This is a genomic window from Flavobacterium soyangense (assembly GCF_015277675.1).
GTDB classification, from domain to species: domain Bacteria; phylum Bacteroidota; class Bacteroidia; order Flavobacteriales; family Flavobacteriaceae; genus Flavobacterium; species Flavobacterium soyangense.
Window position 1 is genome coordinate 1 of sequence record NZ_JADHEC010000062.1, and the last position, 6,313, is coordinate 6,313.

Below are 6,313 nucleotides of genomic sequence, written 5' to 3' on the forward strand. Positions count from 1 at the left end.
AGGAAGTTTTGTTTATATGCAGTTTTCGACCTTTTTTATTGTGAAGTACTGGTTTTATTGGCTTTTCCGACCTTTTTTATATTAGTATTAATTAGAACTATTGTTTAATAGCCCATAATTTGCAACCCTAAGTATAATGTGTAACTTATATATTATCAATGACTTATAAGATATTTCCGGTTGTTTTGTTTTTATTATTCTCATTTTATTCAAGTAAAATAAATAGTACTGATTCAGTACATCCACAAAAACCAAAATTTGCAAGTGTTTTAAAATCAAGTTCCGATTCAAATATCGAAACTGTTTATAACAACTTGAATTCGAATCATTTTGATTTACCAAATCTTGAAAGTTTTAAGGAAGCCCTAAAAGGTTTTTATTTATTGAAACAGAAAGGCTTAATTCAAAAAGACATTTTGACTTTGGTTGATTTTAGTTTGTCTTCAAACATTAAAAGACTTTGGGTAATCGATTTGGGTACAAACACCATCTTGTATAATTCCTTAGTTGCTCACGGAAGAAATACAGGAGAAGAATTTGCAAACAGTTTTTCGAATTCAAATAGTTCTTATAAAAGCAGCCTTGGGTTTTATGCTACCGGTGAAATCTATAACGGAAAACACGGAATGTCACTTAAATTAGACGGTCTGGAAAAAGGAATTAATGATAATGCGAGAGAAAGAGGTGTGGTAATGCATTCAGCAAATTATGTATCAAATTCATTCATAAAATGCAATAAAAGATTAGGTAGAAGTCAAGGTTGTCCAGCTATTCCGGTAGAGTCGCTTAGGGAAATCATTAACACAATAAAGAATAAATCCTGTTTGTTTGTTTACCATCCATCAAGAAGCCTTAAAACAATTTCTGCTTTATTTTCCTAATTTATGATACAAATCGGCATCAAGATTATAAATGTCATCCCTGAAAATCAAAGTATTTTTTTCGCTCCAGGCTGTCCAATATAAAATATGGATAAAGACTTCTTTTTTTAAGTTAATCTGTTTTGTTTTTTCGCTTTGAAGTGCTTCGGTGATTTTTTCAATATTCCAATTTGTTGCATCATCCATTAAATATTCAGTCAATTCTAACGGATTGTCAACTCTCACACAACCTGAACTTAAAGAACGTACTGGTTTTTCGAAATAATCACGGTGATTTGTATCGTGTAAATAAATTGAAAACCGATTGGGAAAAACTAGTTTAATCATCCCTAGTGAATTAAAGGTTCCTGGACTTTGCACATAACGATAGTTTCTTGCATCTGACAGCCTCCAGTTACTTGCAGGAACTATATTTCCGTTTCCATCATATAACTTGATGTTAGTTTTGGCTAAATAATTTCGGTTTTTTATTATTTCAGGAATTACATCTTCTCGCAAAATTGTTGGAGGGACTGTCCAGGTTGGATTAAAAATCACTTGAGTCAACTTCGAAGATAATACAGGTGTTTTTCTTTTAGGTCTTCCTATGATAACTTTATGTTTCCTAATCGTGTCTTTTCCTTTGACCAAAATCAATTTATAATCTGGAATATTGATAATTATATATTCTTTCCCCATTTTTTTTGGAAACCATTTCCATCGCTCAAGATTGACAAGAATTTGTTCTTTACGCTGGTTTTTCGAGAAATTGAGCGATTCAACAGTTCCTTTGCCAATAACTCCATCAGCCGCTATTCCGTGACGGATTTGAAATTTTTTTATGGCTTCAACAGTTTCGTTGTCATAAATCTTGGACAGACTGTCTTTTGGTTTTAAATCTTTCCAGTAAATTAATCTTTTTTTTATGTCAATTAATGATGGGCTGGTGTCGTTTAAGACAATTTTATTTTTTATTTTTATTTTATTAAAACTGTCTTTTGGGAAAGCATTGATAATTGCGAGTGCTTTTTTTAATCTTTTGTAGACAATATGCTGAGGTTTTAACAGTTCAATTTTTTCTGCCAATGAGTCGCTATTTGCAAGTGAGGTTATAGTTTTATTAATGTCAATTTTGTTTTCTTTCAAATCCCAATTTCTATATAATTTCCTTGGACTTAATCGGCCATTAGTCAAATGTGAAATGTATTTTTGGAAACTATTTATAAACAACAAATCATATTTTTCTAATTCTCTATTATCTAAAGCTTCAATTTTTTTTTCATATTTCCACAATTTATTCACATTATAATTATCAGGATTTAGTCCTTCTTCATAGGATTTATCAAGATTTTCCAAAACGATTCTTCTGTTTTTTCTTGTTTGCCAAATGGCTGTATAATTACTTAAATTATGAGGGGTAGCGACTGTTTTGTTTTTTGGTGAATTTGGCAAAACAGTGTCAACTAGCACCGTTTTTTCTTTGGGCGGAATAGCTGGAATTGCAGTTGGATTTACTTCCTTTTTAGACACTTCTTTTTCACAACTAAAAATATTGAAAATCAACATTAAAATAAAAAATTTATACATTTCTATTTTTTTTAAACATCACAATATACTTTCCTGCATCAGGTATTTCAAATGCTGTTCTTATTCTTTGATTTCCCATTTTTTTGGTAGAAATCGCTCGCCTCTATTCTTGGGTTAAACCAAATCAAATCCATATTTTGATTCTTGCATTGTTTTTCGCTGTAAAGCAGGAGTTCTTTACCAAAATCTTTTTTTCTGTGATTTTCTAAAGCCGCCATTCCTCTGATTTGATATTGATTTTTCACTGGAATATCTGAATTACTTTTTTTGAACAATGAAATAATTCCAACTAATTCCTGTTTCAGATAAAGTCCAAAATGTTGCGTTGTTTCTAAATCGTCACCTTCAAAACGACAACTTTCCATTGGTTATCCTTTTCAAATAACAGGATGTCTTACCGAAAAAGTCTCTGCGAACGATATTTTTTTTATGTTTGCCATTCTGATATAAAAATAATGAATTTATAACAATTTAGTTTTAAAACTGTTATAAAAAAATAGTAACTTTTAATAAAAATTTTAAAAAAAACTTGCAAAGAAGCTAAGTTATTAATTATATTTGCACCGTTGTAATGCGAAAGTAGCTCAGTTGGTAGAGCTCCAGCCTTCCAAGCTGGTTGTCGCGAGTTCGAGCCTCGTCTTTCGCTCTAAAAACCTCAAACGAAAGTTTGGGGTTTTTTATTTTAAAAAACTCAGATCAGTTTCGCTTTCAATTTCTGCAGGAGTTTGGTTTTGTCTAAAAAGACGGGCAGTCAAATGGCCCTTCAATGTTATGGTATCACCTTTTACGACTAACCAGCTTCCTTCTCGTAATCCTACAACAGGAATATTATTAAACGAATGAAACTCATTAATTCTGGTTTCACGTGTTTCTCCCATATGTTTTGATTGTGTGTCAGAATCGAGATAATGCGGATTCAGATTAAATGGAATCAATCCTAATGTTTCGAAACTTGGCGGATAAATAATAGGCATGTCATTAGTCGTCTGCATTGTCAGCCCGCAAATATTGCTTCCGGCACTTGTTCCTAAATAGGGAATTCCGTCTTTAATAGCCTCAGCAAGAATGGTCATAATATTGTTTTCATACAATTGGTTTACCAATAAAAAAGTGTTTCCCCCACCAGTAAAAATTCCTTCAGCATTTTTAATAGCTTTAGAAAAATTCTCATATTCATGAATTCCTTTTACTTCAATATTTATTTTGGCCAGAGCCGAAGAAACCTTTACGGTATATTCATCGTGAGAAACCCCACCAGGTCTGGCAAACGGAATAAACAATATTGTTTTGCAATGCTCGAAATGAACACTTAATTCAGGCAATAAATATTCTAAATAATCTCCTCCGTGCAGCGTTGAAGTGCTGGCTATAATTATATTTTTACTCATATTTTAAAATTTTTTTTTGGAAATCGTGAATCTTCGATTTCATTTTATTTTAGCTAATTAAGTTTGGGTTAAAGGTATAAAATCAGGCTTTTATTGTTGAATTATCTGGTTTTTAATTAACATATTTTTACCAAGTTCTTAATACTTAATTTGGAAGACATTGAAATACTTTTACATACTAAGAATATTTGACTAGCCTGTTGATGAAAATAAGAATATGTGTTTTGTTTATTTTGATTGCCAGTTCTATTTTAGCTCAAGAATCTAGTAAAACCAGATTGAAAGGTAAGATTAATGCAAATACTATAGACCTTGAAGGGGTTTATGTTATAAACCTAAAAACTGAAAAATCCACAATAACTGATAAAGATGGCTTCTTTTCTATCACCGCAATTTCTGGAGATACACTTTTATTTTCTGCTGTAAACTTAAAGAGAATTCAAGTTTGTTTGGAACAAAATGATTTTCAAAAAGACTTGTTTCTGGTAAAAATGGAATCAATGATTACTTACTTAAATGAGATAGTAGTTCGAAGATACGATAACATTAATGCGTTTTCGTTAGGAATTGTTTCTAAAGGAAAGAAATCATATACGCCCGCGGAAAGAAAATTATATGCTGCCAATAGCCTCAATGCAACTGCTAGTAACGACGGAATGTCAGGTGGTTCGATTTCGGTAGATCCTTTACTGAATTGGATGTCAGGAAGAACAAAAATGCTTAAAAATGAACTTGAAGTCGAAAACAAGGAACTTTGTATGCAGCAATTGGAAAATATGTTTGACAAAAACATGTTTGTAAATGGTTTAAAAATACCTTTGGAGTACGTTAAAGGCTTTGAATATTATATAGTTGAAAACGATAGGTTTACAGCTCTATTGAAGTCCAAAAACAAAACCAATATAGAATTTGCAATGATTACTTTGGCAGAAAAATACATTGAAATAATTGCTTGTGAGAACGAATAATATTGTGATACTAATTTTGCTTTTGTTTTCTCAAATTACTTTTGGGCAAACAGGAAGCGAAAAATTGATTCACGGAAAAATTAGGGTCGAATCTGGAAATGTTGAGGGAGTTACCATTATAAATTTGGTTAACGAAAAGAACACATCAAGTGACAGCAATGGCGACTTTTTTATTTTGGCAAAAGCTGACGATTTGTTAGTTTTCTCATCAGTGAATTTAGAATATTTCCGCAGGATAATCGAAGAAAATGATTTAAAAACAGACGTTCTAATCATAAAAATGACTTCAAAAACTACCGAACTCAAAGAAGTTATTGTCAATAATCACCCTGAAATTAATGCGGTTTCATTAGGGATTTCTCCAAAAGGGGTAAAACATTACACGCCAGCAGAGAGGAAATTAGCCACAGCTTCTTCAATGAAAATGAATCCGATGGGTTTTGACCCATTAATTAATTTAATTTCTGGCAGAACCGCAATGCTCAAAAAAGAACTCGAAGTAGAAAAAGAAGAGCGTTTATTAGCAAAAATTGGAACACTTTTTGACGATGATTATTACATAAAGATGCTAAAAATCCCTGCCAATTACATCAAAGGATTTCAGTATTATTGTATAGAAGACAGAAAATTTGCGGAGGTTTTAAAATCTAAAAATAAAACAATGACTGAATTTTTGATAGTTCCTTTGGCTGAAAAGTACAATAAAATCATTTCTGATGAAAACTAAAATTGGAATTCTTGCTTTGTGTTTGTTTTATCAATTTTGCATAGGGCAAACGTTGACCAGAAAACCATTGCACGGTTTGGTTTTAAACGATTCAGTCAATGTAGAAAGTGGATATGTGTATAATGTGAATTCAAAAGCAAGAACATTTATAAGTTCTAAAGGTTTTTTTGATATTTTGGCAAAAACTAATGATACTCTACTTATTTCAAGTTTAGGATTAAAATCTAAAAGAATTGTTCTTACTGAAAAAGATTTCGCACCTTCATTACTGGTGATAAGGCTAAACGTATTCGTAAATCAATTGCAGGAAATTGTTGTCAAAAAAATTGTTATAAAGCCTAATTTAGGTAATATACAGTCAATTATTGATACGCAATATTTTGAGGATAAACAGTCTTCGTTAAAAAATCCATTAATGCCTTACCACGATATAGTTTACGGAATAGACTTTATTCGAGTGGGTAAAATGATTTGGAAAATATTCGTCAAAGGAAGCACTGATAAAACAAAAGCAGCGGCCTATGGTGATTTTTCTGAAGTTGTACCAAAGAGAATTAGTCCTTTTTTCTTCACTAACACTTTACAGTTAAAAGAAGATGAAATTGGACTTTTTCTGATTTATTGTGAAAATGATCCCAAAGCTAAAGAACTCTTAAATCCCAATTTAGAATTTGAATTGATTGAATTTCTAATTACAAAAAACGAGGAATTCAAAAGATTTACTACATTTGAAAATTAAAAAGTTAAGATTTGATAATAGTTAATTAATTATTAATAATATTA

Annotated in this window: 7 protein-coding genes and 1 tRNA gene; 5 read left to right on the forward strand and 3 right to left on the reverse strand. The window is 31.1% G+C overall.

Translation table 11 applies throughout. The features are described 5' to 3' along the window. Positions 1-158: 158 nt before the first annotated feature. Positions 159-881 carry a murein L,D-transpeptidase catalytic domain family protein gene (locus tag IR213_RS15685; RefSeq protein WP_194313237.1) on the forward strand — a complete coding sequence of 241 codons (723 nt, stop codon included), beginning with the start codon at positions 159-161 and terminating at the stop codon, positions 879-881. Here the strand turns inward: IR213_RS15685 and IR213_RS15690 are convergent. Both IR213_RS15690 and IR213_RS15695 read right to left on the reverse strand, forming a co-directional pair. Next, positions 870-2,447 carry a L,D-transpeptidase family protein gene (locus IR213_RS15690; protein ID WP_194313238.1) on the reverse strand — a complete coding sequence of 526 codons (1,578 nt, stop codon included), beginning with the start codon at positions 2,445-2,447 and terminating at the stop codon, positions 870-872. The genes IR213_RS15685 and IR213_RS15690 overlap by 12 nt on opposite strands. A 47-nt stretch (positions 2,448-2,494) precedes the next feature. Continuing rightward, positions 2,495-2,812: a GNAT family N-acetyltransferase gene (locus IR213_RS15695; RefSeq protein WP_194313239.1), complete on the reverse strand. Its 318-nt coding sequence runs from the start codon at positions 2,810-2,812 to the stop codon at positions 2,495-2,497. 208 nt (positions 2,813-3,020) lie between these two features. Here IR213_RS15695 and IR213_RS15700 point away from each other — a divergent pair. Beyond that, positions 3,021-3,093: transfer RNA gene (locus IR213_RS15700), tRNA-Gly, on the forward strand. Positions 3,094-3,124: 31 nt separating this feature from the next. Here IR213_RS15700 and pepE read toward each other — a convergent pair. After that, positions 3,125-3,835, reverse strand: coding sequence for a dipeptidase PepE (pepE, locus tag IR213_RS15705; protein ID WP_194313240.1), 711 nt, complete (start codon positions 3,833-3,835; stop codon positions 3,125-3,127). 203 nt (positions 3,836-4,038) lie between these two features. Here pepE and IR213_RS15710 point away from each other — a divergent pair, with 203 nt between their 5' ends. From IR213_RS15710 to IR213_RS15720, 3 genes are read left to right on the forward strand one after another with little or no spacing between them, the layout of a single operon-like run. Beyond that, positions 4,039-4,803, forward strand: coding sequence for a hypothetical protein (locus IR213_RS15710; RefSeq protein ID WP_194313241.1), 765 nt, complete (start codon positions 4,039-4,041; stop codon positions 4,801-4,803). After that, entirely contained in the window at positions 4,790-5,530 is a 741-nt protein-coding gene (locus IR213_RS15715; RefSeq protein WP_194313242.1) for a peptidase associated/transthyretin-like domain-containing protein, read from the forward strand. Before IR213_RS15710 ends, IR213_RS15715 begins: the two co-directional genes overlap by 14 nt. Further along, positions 5,520-6,269 carry a hypothetical protein gene (locus IR213_RS15720; protein ID WP_194313243.1) on the forward strand — a complete coding sequence of 250 codons (750 nt, stop codon included), beginning with the start codon at positions 5,520-5,522 and terminating at the stop codon, positions 6,267-6,269. Before IR213_RS15715 ends, IR213_RS15720 begins: the two co-directional genes overlap by 11 nt. Positions 6,270-6,313: the final 44 nt, after the last annotated feature.